Raw genomic sequence first — 22,620 nt, forward strand, 5'->3', positions numbered from 1 at the left:
GGTCAGCCTTACTGCTTGATGTAATTAGTCTGGAGCAGGACCTGGGAGCGCCCTGCCCCCTCACTCACGGCGGTGATGCGATACCTCGGCGCCAGACACAATGCGGGTATCGGAGAGATGCGGTCGCATGCCGGCCATGTTGGTGCGTCGCCCATATATTCGATGATGTACTGCGGGGCTGCTGTAGAGTCCACGGTCAGCGATGCGGTACGCCAACCAACGCGGCTGGCCACCAACCAGCGATCGGCATCGCTTGCGACCGGCGTTGCGCAAATGCCGTCGTTACAACCGCTACTGGGTATCGTCAAGGTTGCAGCGGCTTTGATGCGACCTTCCGCCTCCCGCACAGCGCCCTCCACGGCCTGAAAGCTTCTGCCGCGATCGACCAGATTCGATGCCATCCGCTCCTCAAGAACTGTACTGCGCAATACTGCCAAGCCCAGTAGGGTCATGATCAACAAAAGCAGGAGCACAACAATGAGCGAGACACCGTCCTGCCCTTGGTGGTCAAGAGTCTTCATGCATTGCGATTCCGAAGAGCTATCACGTGACTAAGGGTGCGGCTGATTGGTTCACCAGCAGGCCCGACACGGGTTTTATCCAGCATTTCAAGGCGCACACTTACCGCGACCACAGAAGACCAATCAGAGATGGCAGTAGCGTCCACATAAGACGATGCCCCCTTCGTCAAATACTGTAATTGCATGTCGTTGACGCCTTCCAATACCTCGTCGTTACGCTGACCCAGCGCATCACCGGAATACACCATCTGAGATTGGTACAATGATCTTGTACCGCTTGCATTTGTTCCGATAAACCAACGCGCAGCATGTAAATTGGCAACTACAGAGCCCGGCGCGACAAATGCGAATTGCGAGCCGCCACATACCGGCATGGCCAACCCTGTTGAACAGTTGCCGGGCGAAACGCCCGAAACCGCATGGGTGATGGTAGAGCCACCAACACCACTGACTTGAAAAATAGCCGATTGCCGGGCATTACAAGCGACTACAACGTCACCAACATTAATTCCTGTGGCTGCGGCGGTCATATTGAGGGTAAACGTTGCGGCACCGATATCGTCGGAAGAGATCGTGGCCACTTCGTAACCGGATCCCAGGATTTGCAGCGCATCGGTTCCCGCAACCCGTGTACCGGTTGCGGTCCCATTGGCGGGCGAGCCTGATGAGAACGCCCCTTCCACCCCGGTGATGCCTGAGTTCCAGGTATCGATATTGGTATACCAATTATCGGCTTTGCTTTTGAGAACATTGGCAATTGGAACCGTATTTACACACGGATTACCTGATGCTTCGCGCACATCGCGTGCCATCAGCTCAAATGCCGTCCGCACATTTTCCTGAACGCGCCCCAAGCTTTCGGTGGCGCTGTAGGTCCGTCGATTGGCTATAAAAATACCTATCGCAGCACCGACCACCAGTAATCCCAAAACCAGTGCAATCATCAATTCGATCAGAGTCACGCCGCGCATGCGTGATCGGGATGGACGTGCGCGCTTCATGAGCTTCATAGACGAGTCTTAATGGAAAACTGCTGAGTTGCGCTACCGTCTTTAGCCCGGCTGTCATCCCAGCTCACCACTGCCTCGCAGGCGGCGGCGCTGCAGGTGATCTTGCCGCACGCAGTGGAGTTGATCGAGGCCTTCAATCCTTGCAACCAATTACTGATGTCTTTGGAAACCAAATTGGAACCGGTAGGCGCAGCGCAAGAGGTCTGGTCATAACCACCTGACGTCGCAACCGCTAAATTTGCGCGCATCGAGTCAAATATCGTGTAGGCCTGGATCACAGCCTGGCTACGCTCCAGTGAGCTTTGACTATTGCGCAGTGCGGTTGCCTGCATTGCAGCGATACCCAGCATGCCAACGCCCAGGATTACGACGGAAATCAATACCTCGATCAAACCAATGCCAGACATGGACTTACGCTTGATGATCTTCATTTCATCCCTATATCGTAGTCGGCGTATTTGCAGGGGCGGCGCATTTTACGTCGCTTGCACCCGTACGGACGGCTGCACGGCTACCGCTGACGATCACCACCACACGCACGTTCTCGGGCGGTTTGTTCGTGGTCAGGCAAGAACTGACCGCAGCGACCAGCAGCGCGCCTGTCGAATCGCGTGCAAGCCCATCAGCACGAAATTCGACTGCGTTCCCATTGCTGACAATGGCTGAACTGGCCTGGATAAGCAGCGGTGCTTTCGCAGTCCCAACTCGCAACACCTCGTTAGTGGACTTGACCATTACGATCCACTGGTTCCAGGAACCGCTACCGCAGCTGGAAGCATCGCTACTCGGGCAGATCAGGACGGTCTGGTTGCGTTGCACGGCTTCGGACCGGGCCAACTGCATGGCTGCCAATACCTCGTTGGCCGAGGCGGTAAGCCGGCTGCTGTTGATCAATCCAGTGAAACTCGGGATGGCAATTGCCGCCACAATCGCAAGGACGGCGACGGTGACCATCAATTCAATCAGGCTAAAGCCCAGGCAATAAGCCAGACGAGCCCTGCCGCGCAGGTTGCATTGCAACGACTGCATTGTTCTTCCTATTAACATTCCCCGACGCAACGCTAGCGGCTGAACGCCAGAGGCGCAATCGATGACCGATGGGCGGCAAGCCCGAGGGTGCGAACGGAGCTCCCCAGCGCCTCCACAATCCAGGCATTATGGGTCACACCGGTTCCTGGACGACGAGCCTCAATGCCCAACCCCTCGCATGTAGCGCAGCCACTAGATACTCTGCGCCAAGCGCCGGTGATCGTTTGGACGTTGCTTGCCGGAGAGGGAGTCGCCGCCATCCTTGCGCTCGCACCGGCCCTGGACGGAAATCGGTGGGTTTATTTCGGCCTTGCTTCGCTAGCGATTCAGTGGGTCGCATTGTTGACCTTGACCTGTCTATATGGGCTACGTCGGCACCTGGCCGATCTCAAGCCTCTGCAAGTCGCCACGCTCTCTTTGGGACTGATGCTTGCCTGCACGTGGGCGGTCTGCGGCGCGACGTGGGCAGCACTTCACGAGACCTGGAATATGCATCCCCGCGAATGGGGACTGACCTTCTTGCGCACCACTGGGATTGCCTTGACGGTGGGAGTTCTAGGGGTACTGGCGTTTCACAATCACTGGCAGGCGAGACTGTTGGCGCTAGAAGCGAAGCAAGCGCAACTGGATGCATTGCGCGCGCGCATCCGCCCCCACTTTCTCTTCAATACGCTCAACACCGGCGCAGCCCTCATCCACGTCCAACCCGAGCAGGCAGAGCGGCTCCTACTGGACTTATCGGACTTGTTCAGAGCAGCCATGAGCAACTCGGACCATATCAGTCTGAGCGAAGAACTCGCATTGGCAAGACGTTATTTGGAAATCGAGGAAATGCGATTGGGACGGCGGCTCACCATCAACTGGCAAATTCCTCCAGTGCTTCCCGACGTCCAAGTCCCTACACTTTCCATACAACCCCTGGTCGAGAATGCCGTCCGTCATGGCATCGAGCCCAGCATCGACGGTGGCTGCATCTCGCTGAAAGTGCTTTTGGAAGGTGAGCGGGTAAGGATCGAAATCGTCAATCCGTTGCCATCGGCTCAAGACTACACTAGCCGCGGCCATCAGCTGGGTCTCGCGGCGGTAAAGGCAAGACTAGAGACGTTCGTTAGCGGGCAGGCCTATCTTACGACCGAACGTGCCGATGGAACTTTTATCAGCACGCTGGATCTGCCGCTAGCCTGACCTAAAGGCGGCGCTAAATCAGGTCACCACCCGATAGCAAGGCCGGTAGTCCCCCGAAATCTTCATCCGGCGCTGCTCGACGAAGCCGCGCAGCAGTTCGTCCAAGGCCTGCATGATGTCCGGGTCGCCGTGGATTTCGAACGGGCCGAATTCCTCGATGCGGCGCATGCCGTCTTCCTTAACATTGCCGGCGACGATGCCGGAGAAGGCACGCCGCAGGTCGGCGGCCAGCGCGGGCGCTGGGCGGCCGTGGTGCAGGTCGAGGGCGGCCATGGCCTCGTGGCTGGGTTCGAACGGCTGCTGGTACTCGAGCGGGATGTGGACGGACCAGTTGAAGTAGTACGAATCCTTCTGTTCCTTGCGGTGCGCGCGCACGTCGTGGATGCCTTCGGCCATGCGACGCGCCACGGCAACCGGGTCGCCGACGATGATCTCGTAGCGGGAAGCGACAGCTTCGCCCAGGGTGAGCCGGATGAAGCGGTCGATCTGCTCGAAATACGGCGCGGCAATGGTCGGGCCGGTCAGGATCAGCGGGAACGGCAGGTCGGCGTTCTCTTCGCGCAGCAGGATGCCGAGCAGGTAGAGGATTTCCTCTGCCGTGCCGACGCCGCCCGGAAACACCAGGATGCCGTGGCCGATGCGGACGAAGGCTTCCAGGCGCTTCTCGATGTCCGGCATGATCACCAGGTGGTTGACGATCGGGTTCGGCGACTCGGCGGCGATGATGCCCGGCTCGGTCACGCCGATGTAGCGCGTGTGATGCTTGCGCTGCTTGGCGTGCGCGATGGTGGCGCCCTTCATCGGGCCCTTCATCGCGCCCGGGCCGCAGCCGGTGCAGATGTCCAGCCCCCGCAGGCCCAGCTCGTAGCCCACCTGTTTGGTGTAGAGGTATTCGTCGCGCGAGATGGAGTGGCCACCCCAGCACACGACCAGGTTCGGGTCCGACGGCTGCAGGATGCGCGCATTGCGCAGCTGCCCGAACACCGCGTTGGTGATGCCTTCGCTGGTATCCAGATCCCCGCGCTGGGCTTCCAGTTCGATTGCCATGTAGGCCAGGTCGCGCACCACGGCGAACAGCAGCTCGGCCACGCCCCGGATGATCTCGCCATCGACGAAGGCCATCGCCGGTGCGTTGCTTAGATCGATGCGGATGCCGCGGTCCTGCTGGTTCACCTGGATATCGAAATCCGGATACAGGTCGCGCGCGGCGCGCGGGTCGTCCGACGCGCTGCCGCTGGTGAGCACGGCCAGCGCGCAGCGGCGCAACAGCTCGTGCATGCCACCGCTGGAGGCATCACGCAGACGCGCAACTTCCGCCTTGGACAACACGTCCAGGCCACCGCGCGGGTAGATCCGCGCATCCACCACCGGCAGCGCCCGTGCTGCCGTACTGCTGAGTTCCATAGCTTGCTCCTGTCGTATCTCAGAACTTTAGCGTACTCACCCGCACAAAAGAAAACGGCCGGGAGAACCCGGCCGTTTCTGCAAGCTTCGAACCACTAGCCAGCTTTAGAACTGGTAGCGGAAGCCCAGCTGCAGTGCCCAGCGGGAGATGCCCTTGTCGTCGTAGACAGTGGACAAGTCCGGCTCATTGAAGCGGTACACGTATTTGCCGGTTGCAGCATCGATACCGCCGTACTCCACAACACCCTTGAAGCCAGGGAATCCGTACTCATCCACGCGGCCCCACTTCTTATTAAGCAGGTTACCGACATTCATGATGTCGACCCATATCTGCGCCTTATTGCCGTCGAAGAAGCCCGGCAGTTCCTGCTCGATATGCAGATCGAACTGATTTACCCAGGAATTGCGAACGGCGTTGCGGCCAGCCAACTGCCCTTGGTGCGAAGACAGATACTGATTGTTGCTTACGTAGTTCCAGAAAGCATTCTCTTCAGCTGCACTTCCGAACAACACATCGCCACGGCCGTTCGGAATGTAAAGCAGGTCATTGGCACGACCGTCACCATTGGCATCGTTATCGAACGTATAGCTATACGGACGACCGCTGCGACCCTGATAAATCAGGCCAAGTTTGGTTGCGTAGTCGCCGAAGAAGTTGTGCTTCCACTGCAGAGTGCCGAGGATGCTGTCCTTGATCTCATAAGCGGACGTGGCGTTGACTTCTTCATTAGCCTGGAAGGTCGCTACATTCAACAGCTGAGAGCCCGAGGTAGAGCTGGTCAGACCGCTGACCTCCTTCGCGTTTGAGTAGGTGTAAGCGAGGCTCCACGACCAGTCGCTGTCGTTGAAAGGTTTATTCAAACCGACGGTGAAGCTCTGCGTACCGCCCTGGTCGGTTGGACGCGCAATAATTGCGTCGTTGAAGCCCTGATTACTGTTGGCGCGTGTCAGTGCGTTGCCGGTGAAGCGACCAAGGTTATCCCAGCTCGCCCGGTTACGACCAACCGCGTTCCAGTAGATCTGACGACCATCCTGTCCAACCGCAGTCGGCGTGCCAAGATTGAGTTGCTGGTAGTAGATTGCCTCGTTGACCTTGGTGACCACACCTTCCAACGATCCGATGATGCCGTACCACGGCAACTCGGTGTCGAATGCCAAGTTAGCTTTCCAGACCGATGGCTGCCCGAGATCCTTGTCGACAAAGTCGACCGATTGAGTCGCTCCGCCGGTACCAGTTGGCTGGTTGTTGATATCGGGAGTGAAACGAATACCGCCAGCGGCGATCTCGTTCGCGTTGCGGAAATTGTAATCCGTGTAAGCCAGGCCGGTATTGGAGAACGGATTGGACAGCCACACCGACGCCGCCGCACCCTGGAACAGGCCCACGCCACCGCGCAACTGGGTCGGCCGCTCGGCATCAAACGTGTAATTGAAGCCAAAGCGCGGCTGCCAGAGGTCGTTACCGTCGAGCGTCGCGTCGTTACGCACGCCGAAGGCATTGAATGCAGCCTGATTGAACTGCGGGCTGTCCGGAACCATCTGCTTGTCGTAGCGCAAGCCAAAGGTCAACGTCAGGTTGTTGTTGACAGCCCAGCTGTCCTGAACGAACAGGCCAAGGTTGCGCAGGCCCCACTTCGCTGCGATGTCATCGATACTGCCGGTGTTCGAGGACGAATAGCGATAAGACACTGGCCGATTGGCGCGGTAAGCAGCAATCGAATCAAAGTTGTAAGAACCGAAAACGCGTGGACCAAACAAGTTGAAAATATCGTTGTCTTCGTAGTCGAAGCCGAATTTGACTGTGTGGTCGTTAAGGAACAGGTTGCCAGCAAAGAATGCGTTCCATGTTTCGGTACGCAACTCGTTCGCCTGCGTATTTGCCTCGGTTCCCAGATTGACTGAGTTTGCGCCCACACGGACATTGATCGCCGGCAGCTGAGACGCTGCGGTACGTACTGCCGCGTAATCGCGATAAGACACCTTAGCCTCAGTGGAGAAGGTATCGGTCCAGTCGCTGAAAAGCTGTGCCGTGTAGGTTTCCAGCTCGAAGTCACGCACGTAGTGGTACGAATTCAGAGCCAACGAACTCGTGCTGAAACCATTGAGATTGGCAGTGCTTTGCTCGGACTTACCGTAACGGAATGAACCGCGATGCTTATCGCTGATATTCCAATCCAGCTTGAAGCCCTTTTCTTCAGAGTCGGAATCCAATGCCGGCAACGTCAACGTGCCCGGATCAAAACCGTACACATTGCGCGAGATGTCGGCGATCTCGTCGACCTGCGCCTGCGTGATGTTGACCGTGTTGCTCGCACCAGAGCCTGTCGGACCAAAACCGCTGTTACCGGTGAAAACGCCTTTGCCTTTGTACTTTTCGTAATTCGCAAAAAAGAACAACTTGTCTTTGACCACTGGACCACCCAGCGTCAGGCCGTAAGTCGATTCGCGATCGAACAACTGGGGCCGAATATCGTTCTCGTTCTTGCCCGACCAGTCGTTCTCGCGATAGGTTCCATAGACCGAGCCATGGAACTCGTTGGTGCCCGACTTGGTTACAGCGTTGATCACGCCACCGGTGCCGCCACTGATCGTGACGTCGTAATTGGCCACGTCCACCGAGATCTCATCGATGACGTCCATCGAGAACGGCTGGCGCGGAGTCGGCAGGCTGTTGGATTCCAGGCCGAAAGCGTCGTTAGTGCTGATGCCGTCGACGCGGATCGCGTTGTAGCGCGGGTTCTGGCCGGCGATGGAGATTTCGTTGCGCGCCTTGTCGGTCTGCGCGACGCGCGGATCCAGACGCACGTAGTCCTGCAGGTTGCGGTTGATCGACGGCAGCGACTCGATTTCTTCGCGGGTCACGTTGGTGCCGGTGCCCATCTTGTTGGCGCTGAAGATCGCTGAGCCGTAGTTGCCTGCGATCGCCTGCACGGCACCGAGCGTGGCCAGATCGCCACCCAGGGCTGCATCAACCTGATTGACCTTGTCCAAATTCAAGTACACGCCTTCACGCGTGGTGTTGCCCGCGCCGGAAGCGGTAATGGTGATCGTGTAAGGCCCACCCACACGCAGGCCGCGCGCGTTGTAGCGTCCGCTGGCATCGGTGGTGGCGCGGCTGACCGTGCCCGATTCGACGTGGGTGATCGTCACTTCGGCATTCGGCACCGGTTGACCGGCGCTGCTGGTCACCAAGCCAGCGACGCCGGCAGAGGTGCTCTGGGCGAACACGGGGGCGGCGGCGAGTGCGGCAACAAGGCCAAGCGTCAGCTTGGACATGCGGAGACAGCGGGGGTGGGTCATTTCGGTAGCCTCGATACAGGTTGGGCAGTGACAAAAAGGCGCAGTCAGCCCAACCGTTCCCGGGGGTGGGCTGCCGATGATCTGGGGTCCCTTGCCGCGCGGCTGGTTGCTGCCGCAACGGTTAACAACAGATTAACACGCTAAGGCCTGATTGTGACGGCGGCGTGACAAAGTTCGCGCGGTGCAACATGAACTTCGCATGTGAAGGCCTAAACGCCAGGTTGCGCAAAGTCGCGCGGCATTTGCGACTGGCGTCGCGCTATCGAGCTGGCCTGTCGCAAACCGGCAACGTTTGGCCTGAAAACGCAGCGCTGGCTATCGGCCGCCATCCCGCGCTGTGGTCGCCAGACACCGCCAGCCGCTCATGCCACGGGTCGGCGACGCGGCTTCAAAGCCCGCCAGGCATCCAACAAGCCGTCCCCATGCCACGCACCCTGCCCGCCCATCGCCAACTGGACTCAGATCGACACCGGCAGCTTGAAATAAGTGCCAAGGCCGTCCAGAAACATCTGCACCGAAATGGCCACCAGCAACATCCCCATCAGGCGCTCGATCGCGGTCAGTGCGCGATGACCGAGCAGTTTGTACAACAGCGGGGCCGAGGCCAGGATGGTGGAAGCACCGATCCAGGCGATCATCAGCGCCAGGCTCCAATCCCATAACCGGGTGGGCTCATTGCTGCCCATCAGCATCACTGCGGCCATGCCGGACGGGCCGGCCACCAGCGGGATCGCCAGCGGCACGATGAAGGGCTCGCCGTCGGGGATCTCGCCCATCAGGCCTTCCGGGCGCGGGAAGATCATGCGGATGCCGATCAGGAACAGCACGATGCCGCCGGCGATCGCCACCGATTCCTGGCGCAGATGCATCAGCTCCAGCGCGTACTTGCCGCCCCACAGGAACGCCATCAGCACGAACAGGGCGATCAGCAACTCGCGCGCGAGCACGAAGCGCTGGCGCTTGGGCGGCAGCGGCTTGAGCACACTGAGAAACACCGGAATGTTGCCCAGCGGGTCGAGGATCAGAAACAGCAGCAGTGCCGCCGACAGAATGGTCATGCGGAAGGACTCCAGATCGCGCCGCGGTGCGCGCCACCGGCCGTTGACAACAAGGTGACGCAGGCGGCGGCATAGCGCGTGGGGTCCAGCGCTTCGCTGTCTTCCTGATGGGTGAAGGCGCGCGCGCGCAAGGCGGTGCGCATCGGGCCGGGCTGCAATCCGCTGATGCGGACCGGGCCGGCGACGGTTTCGTGATGCAGGCTGGCGAGCAGGCCACGCTGTGCATGCTGGGCAGCGCCATAGGCACCCCAGTACGCCTGGCCAACACGTGCCGGGTCATCGACGACGAAGACCACCGCCGCATCGCCTTGCTGCCGCAACAGCGGCAGGCAGGCCTGGGTCAACCAGGCGCGCGCGGTGAGGTTGATATGGAGGTTGCGTGCGAAGTCGGCAGGCGCCGCGAGTTCGGCCGGGGTCAAGCCGGCGAAATCGGCGGCGCATTGCAGCAGGCCGTGCAGGCCACCGAGCTCGGACTGCAGCCGCTGCGCGAGCGTGGCGTAGTCGTCCGGCGTGGCGCCGGCCAGATCCAGCGGATACAGCAACGGCTCCGGACCCCGCGTGGCGACCGCGTCGTAGATGCGCTCCAGCGGGCGCAGCTTGCGGCCGAGCAACACCACGGTCGCACCGGCGGATGCGCACGCCTGCGCCGCCGCGCTCCCCAGCCCGCCGGCTGCACCGGTGATCAGCACCACGCGGCCGGCAAGTGCCGCCGCGTCGGGCCGGGCCTGCGCCAGACTCACGGCTGGTAGGCCTCGCTGACGATGCGCTTGAGCTCGCCGGCTTCGAACAGTTCCAGCGTGATGTCGCAACCGCCGATCAGCTCGCCGTGGATGAACAGCTGCGGGAAGGTCGGCCAGTTGGAATAGCGCGGCAGATTGGCGCGCACTTCGGGCTCTTCCAGCACATTGACCGTGCGCAACTGATCGGCGCCGGCAGCCACCAGGGCCTGCACGGCGCGGCTGGAAAAACCGCACATCGGAAATTGCGGGGTGCCTTTCATGAACAGCACGATCGGGTGTTGTTCGACTTCGGCCTGGATCCGTTCCATCACCGGCATTGGACTCTCCTGACTGGGAGCGGCAGGCCCGACCGCCGGGTCGGATAGACTTCCGCAAAGGCGCGCATTGTAAGCCTTCAGCGCGACCTGTCGCCGCACTCCCTTCGCTGCCCTTGCCATCATGCCGATCGAACACCTTGCACTGCCCTACTCCCGCGTCGCCCTGGAGCCGCATCTGTCTGCCGCCACATTGGAGGCGCACCACGGCGTCTGTCACCGCAGCGAGGTCGATCGGCTCAATGCGCGCATCGAAGGCAGCGAGTTCGCCGAGCTGAAGCTGGAAGACATCATCGCGCAGGCGCAGGGCACGCTATTCCATCTGGCTGCGCAGGTGTGGAACCACAATTTCTATTGGCAGTGCCTGCGCCCGCGCGGCGGCGGTGAGCCGCTGGGCCGGCTGGCCGACCGCATCGCCAAATCGTTCGGCGACTTCGTGCATTTCAAGCAGGAATTCAACCGCGTCGCCCTGGGCAGCTTCGGCTCGGGCTGGGTGTGGCTGGTGCAGCGCCCGGATGGCGCACTGGCGATCGTCGCCACGCCGAATGCGTCCACGCCGCTCACCGGGCCGGACACCCCGCTGCTCACCTGCGACCTCTGGGAGCACGCCTATTACCTGGATTACCGGCAGGACCGCGCGCAGTACCTGGACGCGTTCTGGAAGCTGATCAACTGGGAGTTCGTGGCCAGCCGGTTGGGTTAGCCGCTTGCGCCGTTGCAACAGGTCAACGATCAGGTGACCTGCTGCAACAGCGTCCGGCGGCGTCGCGCACTGCGTGCATCTTCGCCACGGACCTGCGCATCGGCGAGGCCAGCAGTGCCACCGATGGCTCTGCGAATCACCCTTCGCTCAAACGCGCGAGCACCGGTCCGACCTGGGCATCACGCTGCAGCGCGGCGCCTGCGTCGCTCAAGGCCTGAGCAAGCAGCTGCGGCGTCTCGGCGCGCAGTGTGGCATGGCCGACCTTGCGGCCCTCGCGCGATTGCTTGCCGTAGTCGTGCCAATGCCCACCGGGCACCGCCAAAAATGCAGTCGCGTCCGGCATCGCGCCCAGCCAGTTGAGCATGCAGGCATGCCCGCGCATCGCGGTACTGCCGAGCGGCAGACCGAGCACGGCGCGCACATGATTTTCGAACTGTGAGGTCTCGGCACCCTCGATGGTCCAATGCCCGGAGTTGTGCACGCGCGGCGCCATCTCGTTGGCGAGCAACTGGCCATCGCGTACGAACAGTTCCAGCGCGAACACGCCGACGTAGTCCAGACGCTCGGCGACCGCACGCGCATGCGTCTCTGCCGCAGCCTGCAAGCCGGCATCCACACGCGCCGGCGCAAGACTGGCCGAGAGCACGCCGTCCACATGCCAGTTCTCGGTCAGCGGCCAGGCGCGGAATTCGCCATCGCGCCCACGCACCGCCACCACGCTGACCTCGCGCTCGAACGGCACGAAGGCCTCCACGATCAGCCCGACCTTCGCCGCCTGCGCGCCGAGCGCGTCCCACGCGGCATCGGCATCGGCCAGCGTCTTGATGCGGAACTGGCCCTTGCCGTCGTAGCCGAAGCGACGTGTCTTGAGCACGCACGGCGTGCCGATACGGGCCAATGCAGCGTCGAGCCCTGCACGGTCGTCGATGGCGGCGAACTCGGGCACCGGAATGCCGAGCTCGCGGAACAGGGTTTTTTCGCTGAGCCGGTCCTGCGCCACCGCCAACGCGGCAGCGCTGGGAAACACCGGCACCTGCGCAGCCAACTGCTGCGCGCCGGCGGCCGGCACGTTTTCGAAATCGAAGGTGATCACATCCACCTGTGCGGCGAATGCGGCAAGCGCGGCGGTGTCGTCGAAGGCGCCCGCCTGCAGCGGCGCCACCTGCCCTGCGCAGGCATCGATGGCCGGGTCGAACACCGCAAACCGCAAGCCCAGCGGCGCACCGGCCAACACCAGCATGCGGGCCAACTGGCCGCCACCCAGAATGCCGACCGTGGTCATTGGCGCGGGTCGTCGCTGGCCATGACATCGTCGGTCTGCCTGGCGCGGAACTGCGCCAGTGCCTGACCGATCTGCGCCTGCTCCGGCGCCAGCATCGCAGCGGCGAACAAGGCCGCATTGGCCGCGCCGGCATTGCCGATCGCAAACGTCGCCACAGGAATACCGGCCGGCATCTGCACGATCGACAGCAACGAATCCATGCCGTTGAGCGCCTTGGACTGTACCGGCACACCGAGCACCGGCACCGCCGTCTTGGCCGCCAGCATGCCCGGCAGATGCGCCGCGCCACCGGCGCCGGCAATGATCGCGCGCAGACCGCGTGCGCCAGCCTGCTCTGCATAGCTGAACAACACGTCCGGTGTGCGGTGCGCCGAGACCACCTTGACTTCGTAAGGCACGCCCAGCGCATCGAGCTTCTGAGCTGCGTGTTGCATGGTTTCCCAATCGGAACGGGAACCCATCACGATGCCGACCAGCGGCGCGGAGTGGTTGGAGGTCATGGCCCTGCCCTGCGGTAAAGACGTATTCTAGCCATCTTCCACGCAAGACAAGACTTCGATGGATCGCAAACTGCTCGACCTGCTGTGCTCGCCCGATACCCGCCAGCCGCTCTCGCTGCTCGACGGCAAGGGCCTGGAGGCACTCAACACCGCCATCGCCGGCGGAACCCTGCAGCGTGCCGACGGCACCGCGCAGACACAGCCACTGCGCGAGGCGCTGATCACGCGCGACCGCAAGCAGATCTTCCGCGTCGACGACGGCATTCCGGTGCTGCTGGCCGAAGAAGCCATCGGCACTGCGCAGATCGCCGACTTCCCCGAAAAGTGAATCCTTCTGTTCGCACCATCGTGCCGGAGGCGCCACCGGCCGCGCTGGTGGAGGCCGATGTGGCGCGCGCGCTGGCCGAGGACATCGGCAGCGGCGATGTGACCGCGGCGCTTTTGCCCGATCAGCCAGACAGCGCATACCTGCTGTGCAAGCAGGACGCCGTGATCGCCGGGCGGCCGTGGTTCGACGCCACGCACCGCGCGCTCGATCCGCAGGTGCGGATCGACTGGCAGGTGCACGAAGGCCAGCACGTCGCCGCCGGCACGGTGCTGGCGCTGCTGCATGGCCGCAGCCGCAGCCTGGTCAGCGCCGAGCGCACCTCGCTCAATTTCATGCAGACGCTGTCGGCCACTGCGACCACCACCGCTGCATACGTGGCTGCCGTGGCCGGCACCGGCACGCGCATCCTGGACACGCGCAAGACGCTGCCCGGCCTGCGCGCCGCGCAGAAATACGCGGTGCGCTGCGGTGGCGGCGACAATCACCGTATCGGCCTGTTCGACACGGTGATGCTCAAGGAAAACCATATCCGCGCCGCCGGCTCGCTGAGCGCCGCCGTGCATGCCGCTCGTGCGCAGCAACCGCAGTTGCCGCTGGTGGTGGAGGTGGAAACGCTGGAGCAGCTGCACGAGGCCTTGCAGGTCGGTTGCACGCGCATCCTGATCGACGATTTCGACCCGGCGATGCGTCGCGACGCGGTGCGCATCGTTGCCGCCCTGCCGCGCGAACAACGCATCCCTCTGGAAGTCTCCGGCAGCGTGGATCTTGCCGGCATTGCCGCCATTGCAGCCGATGGGGTGGATTGCATCTCCATCGGCGGGCTCACCAAGCACGTGCAGGCGGTCGATCTGTCGCTCAAACTCGGCCCACCGCCGCGCTGATTTCACGCGTGCCCGCAGCCGGCTCTGTCAGCCTGCTGCGATTGTTCTGTGCAGGATCTGCGATGACTGTAAAACCTTGGCCGTGGCTCTGTCTGGTGTTGGCCGCATGGGGCGGCACCGCAGCCGCCGCGGAAGTCTGCGATGTACCGCCGCGCTTCGGCACCAGCCCTGCAGCAATCGCCATCGTGCGCAGCGCCTGCAACGAGCATCGCCTGTGGCAGCATCCGTTTATCGATGCCAAGGGCCGTCTGGCCAGCCTGGGCGTGACCGAGGCCGAATCGGGCTATCTGGCCGACCACGGCGTGGTCGCCTGGCAACGCGTGGCCGGCTACTGGCGCGACAGCGGCACGCTGGCATCGATGGGCGGCCGCCCCGGCGCATCGAGTTGCGCGGCACTGGATGGCACGCGCTACACCGCCAGCGATTGCCGCGCGTTCCTGATCGACAACCCATGGTCGGCCGCCTTCATCTCCTGGGTGATGACGCAGGCCGGACTGAGCGGTTTCCACCGCTCTGCACGCCATCTGGATTACATCCGCAGCGCCTACAACGATGGCACAAGCGGCCCGTACCAGTTCACCGACCCGGCGGTGGAGAAACCCGCCCCCGGCGATCTGCTGTGCCTGCTGCGCGGGCGCAGCGCTGCGCTCGGCTACGCCGGCCTCAAGGCCGGGCTTGGCGGCAGCGCGCCGATGCCGTGGCAATCGCATTGCGACGTGGTGATCGCCGCCAACGTCGGTGGCGATCGCACCCTGTACCTGATCGGCGGCAATGTGTTCAACACGGTGATGATGCGCAAGATGCCGCTGGACCGCGCCGGCCGCGTGGTGTTGCCGACACCGCAATCCGACGCCAGCCAGGACCAGAGCGAGGACGGCATGGGCATCGCCAGCGAGTGCACGCCGGCACACGAAGAACTCTGCGATTTCAATCGACGCGACTGGGCGGCTCTGTTGAAGCTGCGCCCGGATGCGGTGATGACGGCGCCACCACCGGTCGAACCGCTGCCTTCGCCAACCACCTTACCGACCACGATGCCACCGGGTTTCCCGCGCGTGGTGCCGCCGCGTCCGGAAACACAGCCCGCGCCGACACAGCAGCCGGGGTAAGCAAGGCTCAAAACCCCGCTCCCATCCGGAGAGGGGTTGGGGTGAGGGCACGAAGGCGAAGCCCTGGCCAAGGTTCAACCGCGCGAGGCTTCGTCCGTACCCTCATCTGTCCCTGCGGGGCACCTTCTCCCGCAGGAGAAGGATCAAGTCAGGCGCCCTTGCCGAACACCCAACAAAAAAGCGGGCCGAAGCCCGCTTTTTCGTGACGCATCAACCAGCGGCGATTACTCGGCCGACGGCGGAACGCCCTCGCCTTCTTCCACTGCCTTGATCGACAGACGGATACGGCCCTGCTTGTCCACTTCCAGCACCTTGACGCGGACCAGATCGCCTTCCTTCAGCTTGTCGCCGACCTTTTCCACGCGCTCGCTGGAGATCTGCGAGACGTGCACCAGGCCGTCCTTGCCCGGCAGGATGGTGACGAACGCACCGAAGTCCATGATCTTGGCGACCTTGCCTTCGTAGATGCGGCCCGGCTCCACGTCGGAGGTGATCTGCTCGATGCGCGACTTCGCAGCTTGCGCGGCAATCGCATTGACCGAGGCGATGATGATCGTGCCGTCGTCCTGGATGTCGATCTGCGTACCGGTTTCCTTGGTGATGGCCTGGATGGTCGAGCCGCCCTTGCCGATCACTTCGCGGATCTTGTCCGGGTGGATCTTGATGGTCAGCAAGCGCGGCGCGTAGTCGCTCAATTCCTGACGCGGGGTGGTCAGCGCATGCGCCATCTCGCCGAGGATGTGCAGACGGCCGGCCTTGGCCTGCTGCAATGCCTGCTTCATGATTTCTTCGGTGATGCCTTCGATCTTGATGTCCATCTGCAACGCGGACACGCCTTCGGAAGTGCCGGCCACCTTGAAGTCCATGTCGCCGAGGTGGTCTTCGTCACCCAGGATGTCCGACAGCACGACGAAGTCGTTGCCTTCCTTGACCAGGCCCATCGCGATACCCGCGACCGGCGCCTTGATCGGCACACCGGCGTCCATCAGCGCCAGCGAGCTGCCGCAGACCGATGCCATCGAGGACGAACCGTTGGACTCGGTGATTTCCGAGACCACGCGGATGGTGTACGGGAATTCTTCCAGGCTCGGCATCACCGCCAGCACGCCGCGCTTGGCCAGGCGACCGTGGCCGATTTCGCGACGCTTCGGCGCGCCGAAACGACCGCACTCGCCCACCGAGTAAGGAGGGAAGTTGTAATGGAACAGGAAGTTCTCTTTGTACTCGCCCGAGACGGCGTCGATGACCTGACCGTCGCGTGCGGTGCCGAGCGTGGTGATCACGATCGCCTGGGTCTCGCCGCGGGTGAACAGCGCCGAACCGTGGGTACGCGGCAGCACGCCGGCCTTGGCGCTGATCGGACGTACGGTATCCAGTGCACGGCCGTCGATGCGCACCTTGGTGCTCAGCACCGAGCCGCGCATGGTCTGGTATTCCAGCTCGCCGAATTCCTTGGACAGGTCACCGGCAGCCCAGCCTTCGACCGTGGCGCGCGGTGCCAGCGCACCCAGCACGTCCTTCTTGATCGCCGAAATCGCGTCGCGGCGCTGCAGCTTGTCGCGCACCTGGAACGCCGACGCGAGCTGGTCGCCCACCGCTTCCTTCAGCGCAGCGATTATGCTGTCGTTCTTGGCCGGAGCCACCCAGTCGGACGGCTTGGTGCCGGCTTCGACGGTCAGCTCGTTGATGATGTTGATGACCTTCTGCATCTCGCGATGGCCGAACGTCACCGCGCCCAGCATCACTTCTTCCGATAGCAGCTCGGCTTCGGACTCGACCATCAGCACCGCATTGGCGGTACCGGCCACGACCAGCTCCAGCTGCGAATCCTTCAGCTCGGTCACGGTCGGGTTGAGGATGTATTCGCCATTCTTGTAACCGACCTTCGCCGCAGCGATCGGGCCGTTGAACGGGGTGCCGGCCAGCGACAGCGCGGCCGATGCGCCGATCAGCGCGGCGATATCGCCGTCGATGTCCGGGTTCATCGACATCACGGTGGCGATGATCTGCACTTCGTTCTTGTAGTCCTCCGGGAACAGCGGACGGATCGGGCGATCGATCAGGCGCGAGATCAACGTTTCCTTCTCGGTCGCACGTCCTTCGCGCTTGAAGAAGCCGCCCGGGATGCGGCCGCCGGCGTAGAACTTCTCCTGATAATCAACCGTCAGAGGAAAGAAGTCCTGCCCTTCGCGCGCGCTCTTGGCGGCGACGGCGGTGACCAGCAGTACGGTGTCGTCGAACTTGACGATGACGGCGCCGCCTGCCTGGCGAGCGATTTCGCCCGTCTCCAGGGTGACGGTGTGCTTGCCGTACTGGAAGGTTTTGGTGATTTTTGCCACGGAGGTTTTTTCCCTTAGGTGTTGCTGTCTTCGTTGGACCGTCGTCGACCCATGCCGAGAACGGGCGGCCGGGAGGCTCCGGCCCATGAACTGCATGCTGCAGATAACGTGATGCGAATGACCAAAACAAAGCCGCGGCGCATCGCTGCGCCGCGGCGGTGTGACTCGATTAGCGGCGCAGGCCGAGCTTCTCGATCAAGGACTTGTAACGCTCGTTGTCCTTCTTCTTCAGGTAGTCGAGCAGGCTGCGGCGACGGTTGACCATCTGCAGCAGGCCACGACGGCTGTGGTGATCCTTCTTGTGGGTCTTGAAGTGACCAGTCAGCAGCTCGATGCGCGCGGTCAGCAGGGCGACCTGCACTTCCGGCGAACCGGTGTCCTGGGCGCTGCGCTTGTTGTCTTCAATAACTTTCTGGGTGTCGACGGACATGATGTTTACTCGATAGATGCGTGGTCGGCAGGAACGTGCATGACGCACCGCCGGACTCGCCGTTTGCTAGGGATGAGCGCGCTTGGCGCTGGAGGTGCCCCGATCGGGGCCGCAAAATTGTAACGTCGTGCGGGCCCGGGAACAAGTTGACTAAACCTTAACAAGCCCCTACTTCGTTCAGTCCATTGAACAATCGCTGCGGCGACAAACGCCCCTCCGCGTCCACCAGGCCTAGCCCTGAGGGGATCCCGTCGGGTCCGAACACGGCCACCTGGCCGGTCGGGAATGCAGGATCGCGCAGACGCTGACCCATGCGAAAACGCGCCGCATGCGACGCATCGAGCACGATCCGCGCAAAATCGGCCAGTCCGGCCTCGATCGGCAGCAATAGCTCCTGCGCGTCGGTGCCCGCTTCCAGGGCTGCCGACAGCGCTTCCAGCGTGATCATCTGCGGCGCGCGAAACGGCTCCACCCAGAGCCGGCGCAGCGAGGCGATATGCGCACCGCAGCCAAGCACCTCGCCCAGATCGCGCGCCAGGCTGCGGATATAGGTGCCCGAGCCGCAGGTCACACGCAACTGCAGCCGCGGCGCGGCGTAACCGAGCACATCGATCGCATGCACATCGACCTCGCGCACCGGCGCCTCGATCACCTCGCCACGGCGAGCCTTGGCGTACAGCGGCTCGCCACCCTGCTTGAGCGCAGAATAGATCGGCGCCTGTTGGCGGATGCGCCCGATGAAGGGCGTCAGCGCTGCACGCAGCGCGTCTTCGCCCAGTGCCGGCACCGCACGCTCGCGCAACACCTGACCATCGGCATCGTCGGTATCGGTGGTGACACCCAGCACGATCTCGGCGTCGTAGGCCTTGGCCGAACCGAGCAGCAGGCCGGCAATCTTGGTGGCCTCGCCCAGACACAGCGGCAGCAAGCCGGTGGCCAGCGGATCCAGGCTGCCGGTGTGGCCGCCCTTTTCGGCACGCAACAAACGGCGCGCGGACTGCAAGGCCGTGTTGGAGCTGACTCCAGCCGGCTTGTCGAGCAACAGGATGCCGTGCAACGGGCGATAGACGATACGGGGTTTCAACAGATCGGTGCTCGAATCGGGCACTGTGCGTGCCCGTTGAAATCGGGGCCGCTGATCGACAGGCGGCGGGCCGGCAGCGCTCAGCGCTGCTCGGCGTCCTCGTCGCTGGATGCGGCCTCGGGGCCGACATCGTCCAGGTCACGCAGCAGGTTGTCGATACGCTCGCCGCGGTCGACCGAATCGTCGTAATGGAAATGCAGCTCGGGCACGTGGCGCAGCTTCATCGCGCGCGCCAGCTGCGTACGCAACTGACCGGCGATTTCCTTGAGCCCCTTGACCGCTTCGGCCGAACGCTCCTGCTGCAGCGCGGTGACGAACACCTTGGCATGCGCCAGGTCGCGGCTGATTTCGACGTCGGAAACGCTGACCGACGGCAGGCCGTGATCGCGCACGGCCGCGTGCACGATCGTGCCGAGGTCGCGACGCACCTGCGCCGAAACGCGGTCAGTGCGATGGAATGATTTGGTTGGCATGGTCATGGACCTGGTTGATTCGGAGGGCCAGTTGGCACCGAAGCCAAAAACGGACGCGGGCGGCCATGCCGCCCTCGCCTTGCAGAACTTGCCTTGCAACTCCGCCTGGCGGAGTCCGGGGCCCGCAGGCCCCGGCAGCCGTTACAGCGTACGGGCGACTTCGATACGCTCGAAGCACTCGATCTGGTCGCCGGCCTTGACGTCGTTGTAGGCCTTCACGCCGATACCGCACTCGGTACCGTTGCGCACTTCCTCGACGTTTTCCTTGAAGCGACGCAGCGATTCCAGCTCGCCCTCGAACACCACGACGCTGTCGCGGAGCACGCGGATCGGCTTGCTGCGCTTCACCACACCTTCGATGATCATGCAGCCTGCAACCGCGCCGAACTTGGAGCTGCGGAACACGTCGCGGACCTGCGCGATACCGATGATCTCTTCGCGGATTTCCACGCCGAGCAGACCGGAGGCCACCTGCTTCACCTGATCTATCACGTCATAGATGATCGAGAAGTAACGCAGATCGATACCGTTGGACTCGACGATCTTGCGCGCCGAGGCATCCGCACGCACGTTGAAGCCGATGATCGTCGCCTTGGAAGCAGCAGCCGAATTGGCGTCCGATTCGGTGATGCCGCCCACGCCGGAGTGGATCACGTTGATGCGGATGTCGTCGTTGGACAACGCCACCAGCGACTGCTTGAGTGCTTCCACCGAGCCCTGCACGTCGGCCTTGATCACCAGGTTCAGCACCTGCTGGCCTTCGCCCTTGCCCATCTGGGCCAGGATGTCTTCCATGCGGTTGCTGGCCGAGGCTACCAGACGCGACTCGCGGCGCTTGGTTTCGCGCTGCTGCGCCACGTCCTTGGCCAGACGCTCGTCGTCGACGACCACGAAGTCGTCGCCGGCTTCCGGCACGCCGGACAGGCCGAGCACCTGCACCGGGATCGACGGGCCGGCCGAAGCCGGCTGGTGGCCGGTCTCGTCGAACAGCGCACGCACGCGGCCGTACTGGATGCCGCACACCAGGTAATCGCCACGCTTAAGCGCGCCCTGCTGCACCAGCACTGTGGCCACCGGGCCGCGGCCCTTGTCCAGCGAGGATTCGATCACGGTGCCGCTGGCGCGGCCTTCGGCCACTGCCTTGAGTTCCAGCACTTCGGCCTGCAGCGAAATCGCGTCCAGCAGCGTGTCCACACCAGTACCGACCTTGGCCGACACTTCGATGAACTGGGTATCGCCGCCGAACTCTTCGGCCACCACGTTTTCGGCCAGCAATTCGTTCTTGACCCGCAGCGGATCGGCACCGGCCTTGTCGATCTTGTTCACCGCCACGATCAACGGAACGCCTGCCGCCTTGGCATGCGCCACCGCTTCCTTGGTCTGCGGCATCACGCCGTCATCGGCTGCAACCACCAGCACCACGATGTCGGTGATCTTGGCGCCACGGGCACGCATCGAGGTAAACGCGGCATGGCCGGGCGTATCCAGGAAGCTGATGACGCCACGGGCGGTTTCGACGTGGTACGCACCGATGTGCTGGGTGATGCCGCCGGCTTCGCCGGAGGCGATCTTGGTGCGACGGATGTAATCCAGCAGCGAGGTCTTGCCGTGATCGACGTGACCCATGATGGTCACCACCGGCGGACGCGGCGTGGCATCGCCCTGCGCATCCTCGGCATGTGCCAGCAGCGCATCCTCGAAGTCGGCATTGTCGGCACGCACGGCCTTGTGGCCGAGTTCTTCGGTCACCAGCGCGGCGGTGTCATGGTCGATGCTCTGAGTGATGGTCGCCATGACGCCCATCTTGAACAGCGCCTTGACCACGTCGCCGCCCTTGAGCGCGAGCTTCTGCGCCAGATCAGCCACGGTGATGGTCTCGCCGATCGCCACTTCGCGCACCACCGGTGCGGTCGGACGTTCGAATCCGTGCGGACCGCTGTTGCCCTGGTTGCCACCACGGCCATTGTCGTTGCCACGACGCGAGGACGACGAGCCCGGACGACCGGTCGGCTTGCCGCGCACGTTGGAACGGCGCGCACGATCTGCCGCGGACAGGTGCAACTGCCCGGCAAAACGCTTGGTCGCATCGTCGTCCTCGACACCGGCCACCATGACGTGCGAACCGCGCGTCTTGTGCTTGGCGGCATTGGAGCGGTCGTCCGGGCGCGCCGGCGTGGCCGGACGCGATGCCGGCGATGCGCCAGCCGGACGGGCCGGACGCGGCGCAGACGACGGCGACGGTGCGCGTGCGGCAGGCGCTGCGGGCGCAGCAGCCACCGGCGCCGGCGCACTGGCAGCCGCAGCGGCTTCCTCGGCAGCCTTGCGCTCGGCTTCGGCGCGGTCGCGCGCAGCCTGTTCCTCTTCACGCTTGCGCTGGATCGCTTCGTCGCGCAGGCGGTCGCTTTCGGCCAGTGCCTGCTGCTCGTCGAGATTGCGCTGACGCGAAGCGGCGAGCTTGGCCAGGATGTCGGCGCGCTCTTCGTCCGGCGTCATCGGCGCAGGACGGCCGCCGCCTTCGTTTTCGGACTTCACATAGGTGCGCTTCTGCCGCACTTCCACGTTGACCGTGGTCTTGGTGCGGCCGGCGCTGACCGTGACTTCCTGCAGCTTGCGCCGGTTGAGGGTGATCTTCTTGGCTGCTTCGCTCGCCGCTTCGGCAGGCGTCTCGGCCTTGCCATGCGTGCGACGCAGGAAGCCAAGCAGTTTCATCTTCTCGGTGCTGGTCACGACCTGGTCGGGACCGCTGAACTTCATTCCGGCCTCGGCCAGTTGAACCAGCAGTTTATCGACCGGCGTATTGACCAGTTCGGCAAGCTTGCGGATGGTGGTTTGCTGCGACATTCGGATCCTATGATCTGGTTGGCGCCCCCTCGCCCAGAGCAAGGGAAACGCTGATTCTAAGCCCTGATGGGGTCAGGGCGCGGTTCATT

At 63.1% G+C, this 22,620-nt stretch carries 21 protein-coding genes; 5 read left to right on the forward strand and 16 right to left on the reverse strand.

What is annotated here, in order from left to right:
• Positions 1-8: 8 nt before the first annotated feature.
• From ACCQ04_RS12850 to ACCQ04_RS12865, 4 genes are read right to left on the reverse strand one after another with little or no spacing between them, the layout of a single operon-like run.
• On the reverse strand, positions 9-521 hold the full coding sequence (locus ACCQ04_RS12850) for a pilus assembly PilX family protein (protein WP_226427608.1): 513 nt from the start codon (positions 519-521) through the stop codon (positions 9-11).
• The gene (locus tag ACCQ04_RS12855; RefSeq protein WP_372358537.1) at positions 518-1,531 is read right to left on the reverse strand and encodes a PilW family protein; all 1,014 of its coding nucleotides are present in this window, start codon (positions 1,529-1,531) and stop codon (positions 518-520) included. The genes ACCQ04_RS12850 and ACCQ04_RS12855 overlap by 4 nt, the downstream gene beginning before the upstream one ends.
• Positions 1,528-1,962, reverse strand: coding sequence for a type IV pilus modification protein PilV (gene pilV, locus ACCQ04_RS12860; protein ID WP_039512157.1), 435 nt, complete (start codon positions 1,960-1,962; stop codon positions 1,528-1,530). Before pilV ends, ACCQ04_RS12855 begins: the two co-directional genes overlap by 4 nt.
• 7 nt (positions 1,963-1,969) lie before the next feature.
• Complete coding sequence (locus ACCQ04_RS12865; protein ID WP_226427607.1) at positions 1,970-2,560, reverse strand: GspH/FimT family pseudopilin; 591 nt, start codon at positions 2,558-2,560, stop codon at positions 1,970-1,972.
• 162 nt (positions 2,561-2,722) lie between these two features.
• Between ACCQ04_RS12865 and ACCQ04_RS12870 the strand changes: the two genes are divergently transcribed.
• Positions 2,723-3,745 (forward strand): sensor histidine kinase, encoded by a 1,023-nt coding sequence (locus tag ACCQ04_RS12870; protein WP_175430076.1) that lies wholly within the window; start codon positions 2,723-2,725, stop codon positions 3,743-3,745.
• An 18-nt stretch (positions 3,746-3,763) separates the two neighbouring features.
• On the opposite strand, the gene ppnN is transcribed toward ACCQ04_RS12870, so the two are convergent.
• From ppnN to grxD, 5 genes are all read right to left on the reverse strand, one after another.
• Entirely contained in the window at positions 3,764-5,149 is a 1,386-nt protein-coding gene (gene ppnN, locus ACCQ04_RS12875; protein ID WP_016901083.1) for a nucleotide 5'-monophosphate nucleosidase PpnN, read from the reverse strand.
• 105 nt (positions 5,150-5,254) lie between these two features.
• Complete coding sequence (locus ACCQ04_RS12880) at positions 5,255-8,449, reverse strand: TonB-dependent receptor (protein WP_372358538.1); 3,195 nt, start codon at positions 8,447-8,449, stop codon at positions 5,255-5,257.
• 458 nt (positions 8,450-8,907) lie between these two features.
• A complete protein-coding gene (locus ACCQ04_RS12885; protein ID WP_006450537.1) occupies positions 8,908-9,507 on the reverse strand; it encodes a YhgN family NAAT transporter in 600 nt (199 codons plus the stop codon).
• Positions 9,504-10,247: an SDR family NAD(P)-dependent oxidoreductase gene (locus ACCQ04_RS12890; RefSeq protein ID WP_226427605.1), complete on the reverse strand. Its 744-nt coding sequence runs from the start codon at positions 10,245-10,247 to the stop codon at positions 9,504-9,506. The genes ACCQ04_RS12885 and ACCQ04_RS12890 overlap by 4 nt, the downstream gene beginning before the upstream one ends.
• The gene (grxD, locus tag ACCQ04_RS12895) at positions 10,244-10,564 is read right to left on the reverse strand and encodes a Grx4 family monothiol glutaredoxin (RefSeq protein ID WP_006450539.1); all 321 of its coding nucleotides are present in this window, start codon (positions 10,562-10,564) and stop codon (positions 10,244-10,246) included. The genes ACCQ04_RS12890 and grxD overlap by 4 nt, the downstream gene beginning before the upstream one ends.
• A gap of 121 nt (positions 10,565-10,685) precedes the next feature.
• On the opposite strand from grxD, the gene ACCQ04_RS12900 reads away from it, so the two are divergent.
• Complete coding sequence (locus ACCQ04_RS12900; protein WP_226427604.1) at positions 10,686-11,264, forward strand: superoxide dismutase; 579 nt, start codon at positions 10,686-10,688, stop codon at positions 11,262-11,264.
• A 136-nt stretch (positions 11,265-11,400) separates the two neighbouring features.
• Here ACCQ04_RS12900 and ACCQ04_RS12905 read toward each other — a convergent pair whose 3' ends face one another.
• Positions 11,401-12,546: a 5-(carboxyamino)imidazole ribonucleotide synthase gene (locus ACCQ04_RS12905; RefSeq protein ID WP_166770821.1), complete on the reverse strand. Its 1,146-nt coding sequence runs from the start codon at positions 12,544-12,546 to the stop codon at positions 11,401-11,403.
• Entirely contained in the window at positions 12,543-13,046 is a 504-nt protein-coding gene (gene purE, locus ACCQ04_RS12910; protein ID WP_039510673.1) for a 5-(carboxyamino)imidazole ribonucleotide mutase, read from the reverse strand. The genes ACCQ04_RS12905 and purE overlap by 4 nt, the downstream gene beginning before the upstream one ends.
• 58 nt (positions 13,047-13,104) lie before the next feature.
• Between purE and ACCQ04_RS12915 the strand changes: the two genes are divergently transcribed.
• From ACCQ04_RS12915 to ACCQ04_RS12925, 3 genes are all read left to right on the forward strand, one after another.
• On the forward strand, positions 13,105-13,374 hold the full coding sequence (locus ACCQ04_RS12915; RefSeq protein WP_024937963.1) for a Trm112 family protein: 270 nt from the start codon (positions 13,105-13,107) through the stop codon (positions 13,372-13,374).
• Positions 13,371-14,255: a carboxylating nicotinate-nucleotide diphosphorylase gene (gene nadC / locus ACCQ04_RS12920; protein WP_226427603.1), complete on the forward strand. Its 885-nt coding sequence runs from the start codon at positions 13,371-13,373 to the stop codon at positions 14,253-14,255. Before ACCQ04_RS12915 ends, nadC begins: the two co-directional genes overlap by 4 nt.
• A gap of 62 nt (positions 14,256-14,317) precedes the next feature.
• Positions 14,318-15,364: a DUF2272 domain-containing protein gene (locus ACCQ04_RS12925; protein ID WP_226427602.1), complete on the forward strand. Its 1,047-nt coding sequence runs from the start codon at positions 14,318-14,320 to the stop codon at positions 15,362-15,364.
• A 224-nt stretch (positions 15,365-15,588) separates the two neighbouring features.
• Here ACCQ04_RS12925 and pnp read toward each other — a convergent pair whose 3' ends face one another.
• The 5 genes from pnp to infB all read right to left on the reverse strand — a co-directional run bounded on the left by pnp (position 15,589) and on the right by infB (position 22,531).
• On the reverse strand, positions 15,589-17,703 hold the full coding sequence (gene pnp / locus ACCQ04_RS12930; RefSeq protein ID WP_226427601.1) for a polyribonucleotide nucleotidyltransferase: 2,115 nt from the start codon (positions 17,701-17,703) through the stop codon (positions 15,589-15,591).
• 169 nt (positions 17,704-17,872) lie between these two features.
• The gene (gene rpsO, locus ACCQ04_RS12935; protein ID WP_003485583.1) at positions 17,873-18,133 is read right to left on the reverse strand and encodes a 30S ribosomal protein S15; all 261 of its coding nucleotides are present in this window, start codon (positions 18,131-18,133) and stop codon (positions 17,873-17,875) included.
• Between the two features lie 157 nt (positions 18,134-18,290).
• Entirely contained in the window at positions 18,291-19,217 is a 927-nt protein-coding gene (gene truB / locus ACCQ04_RS12940; RefSeq protein WP_226427600.1) for a tRNA pseudouridine(55) synthase TruB, read from the reverse strand.
• A gap of 80 nt (positions 19,218-19,297) precedes the next feature.
• Entirely contained in the window at positions 19,298-19,690 is a 393-nt protein-coding gene (gene rbfA / locus ACCQ04_RS12945; RefSeq protein WP_024937968.1) for a 30S ribosome-binding factor RbfA, read from the reverse strand.
• Positions 19,691-19,831: 141 nt separating this feature from the next.
• Complete coding sequence (infB, locus tag ACCQ04_RS12950; RefSeq protein ID WP_226427599.1) at positions 19,832-22,531, reverse strand: translation initiation factor IF-2; 2,700 nt, start codon at positions 22,529-22,531, stop codon at positions 19,832-19,834.
• Positions 22,532-22,620: the final 89 nt, after the last annotated feature.

This window comes from Xanthomonas sp. NCPPB 2866 (assembly GCF_041475745.2).
Classification (GTDB): domain Bacteria; phylum Pseudomonadota; class Gammaproteobacteria; order Xanthomonadales; family Xanthomonadaceae; genus Xanthomonas; species Xanthomonas arboricola.

What these genes read in the sequence shown, in the direction of transcription:
- ACCQ04_RS12850 (WP_226427608.1), bottom strand. Translation starts at nt 521, where the DNA reads ATGAAGACTCTTGACCACCAAGGGCAGGACGGTGTCTCGCTCATTGTT.
- ACCQ04_RS12855 (WP_372358537.1), bottom strand. Translation starts at nt 1,531, where the DNA reads ATGAAGCTCATGAAGCGCGCACGTCCATCCCGATCACGCATGCGCGGC.
- pilV (WP_039512157.1), bottom strand. Translation starts at nt 1,962, where the DNA reads ATGAAGATCATCAAGCGTAAGTCCATGTCTGGCATTGGTTTGATCGAG.
- ACCQ04_RS12865 (WP_226427607.1), bottom strand. Translation starts at nt 2,560, where the DNA reads ATGCAGTCGTTGCAATGCAACCTGCGCGGCAGGGCTCGTCTGGCTTAT.
- ACCQ04_RS12870 (WP_175430076.1), top strand. Translation starts at nt 2,723, where the DNA reads ATGCCCAACCCCTCGCATGTAGCGCAGCCACTAGATACTCTGCGCCAA.
- ppnN (WP_016901083.1), bottom strand. Translation starts at nt 5,149, where the DNA reads ATGGAACTCAGCAGTACGGCAGCACGGGCGCTGCCGGTGGTGGATGCG.
- ACCQ04_RS12880 (WP_372358538.1), bottom strand. Translation starts at nt 8,449, where the DNA reads ATGACCCACCCCCGCTGTCTCCGCATGTCCAAGCTGACGCTTGGCCTT.
- ACCQ04_RS12885 (WP_006450537.1), bottom strand. Translation starts at nt 9,507, where the DNA reads ATGACCATTCTGTCGGCGGCACTGCTGCTGTTTCTGATCCTCGACCCG.
- grxD (WP_006450539.1), bottom strand. Translation starts at nt 10,564, where the DNA reads ATGCCGGTGATGGAACGGATCCAGGCCGAAGTCGAACAACACCCGATC.
- ACCQ04_RS12900 (WP_226427604.1), top strand. Translation starts at nt 10,686, where the DNA reads ATGCCGATCGAACACCTTGCACTGCCCTACTCCCGCGTCGCCCTGGAG.
- ACCQ04_RS12905 (WP_166770821.1), bottom strand. Translation starts at nt 12,546, where the DNA reads ATGACCACGGTCGGCATTCTGGGTGGCGGCCAGTTGGCCCGCATGCTG.
- purE (WP_039510673.1), bottom strand. Translation starts at nt 13,046, where the DNA reads ATGACCTCCAACCACTCCGCGCCGCTGGTCGGCATCGTGATGGGTTCC.
- ACCQ04_RS12915 (WP_024937963.1), top strand. Translation starts at nt 13,105, where the DNA reads ATGGATCGCAAACTGCTCGACCTGCTGTGCTCGCCCGATACCCGCCAG.
- ACCQ04_RS12925 (WP_226427602.1), top strand. Translation starts at nt 14,318, where the DNA reads ATGACTGTAAAACCTTGGCCGTGGCTCTGTCTGGTGTTGGCCGCATGG.
- rpsO (WP_003485583.1), bottom strand. Translation starts at nt 18,133, where the DNA reads ATGTCCGTCGACACCCAGAAAGTTATTGAAGACAACAAGCGCAGCGCC.
- rbfA (WP_024937968.1), bottom strand. Translation starts at nt 19,690, where the DNA reads ATGCCAACCAAATCATTCCATCGCACTGACCGCGTTTCGGCGCAGGTG.
- infB (WP_226427599.1), bottom strand. Translation starts at nt 22,531, where the DNA reads ATGTCGCAGCAAACCACCATCCGCAAGCTTGCCGAACTGGTCAATACG.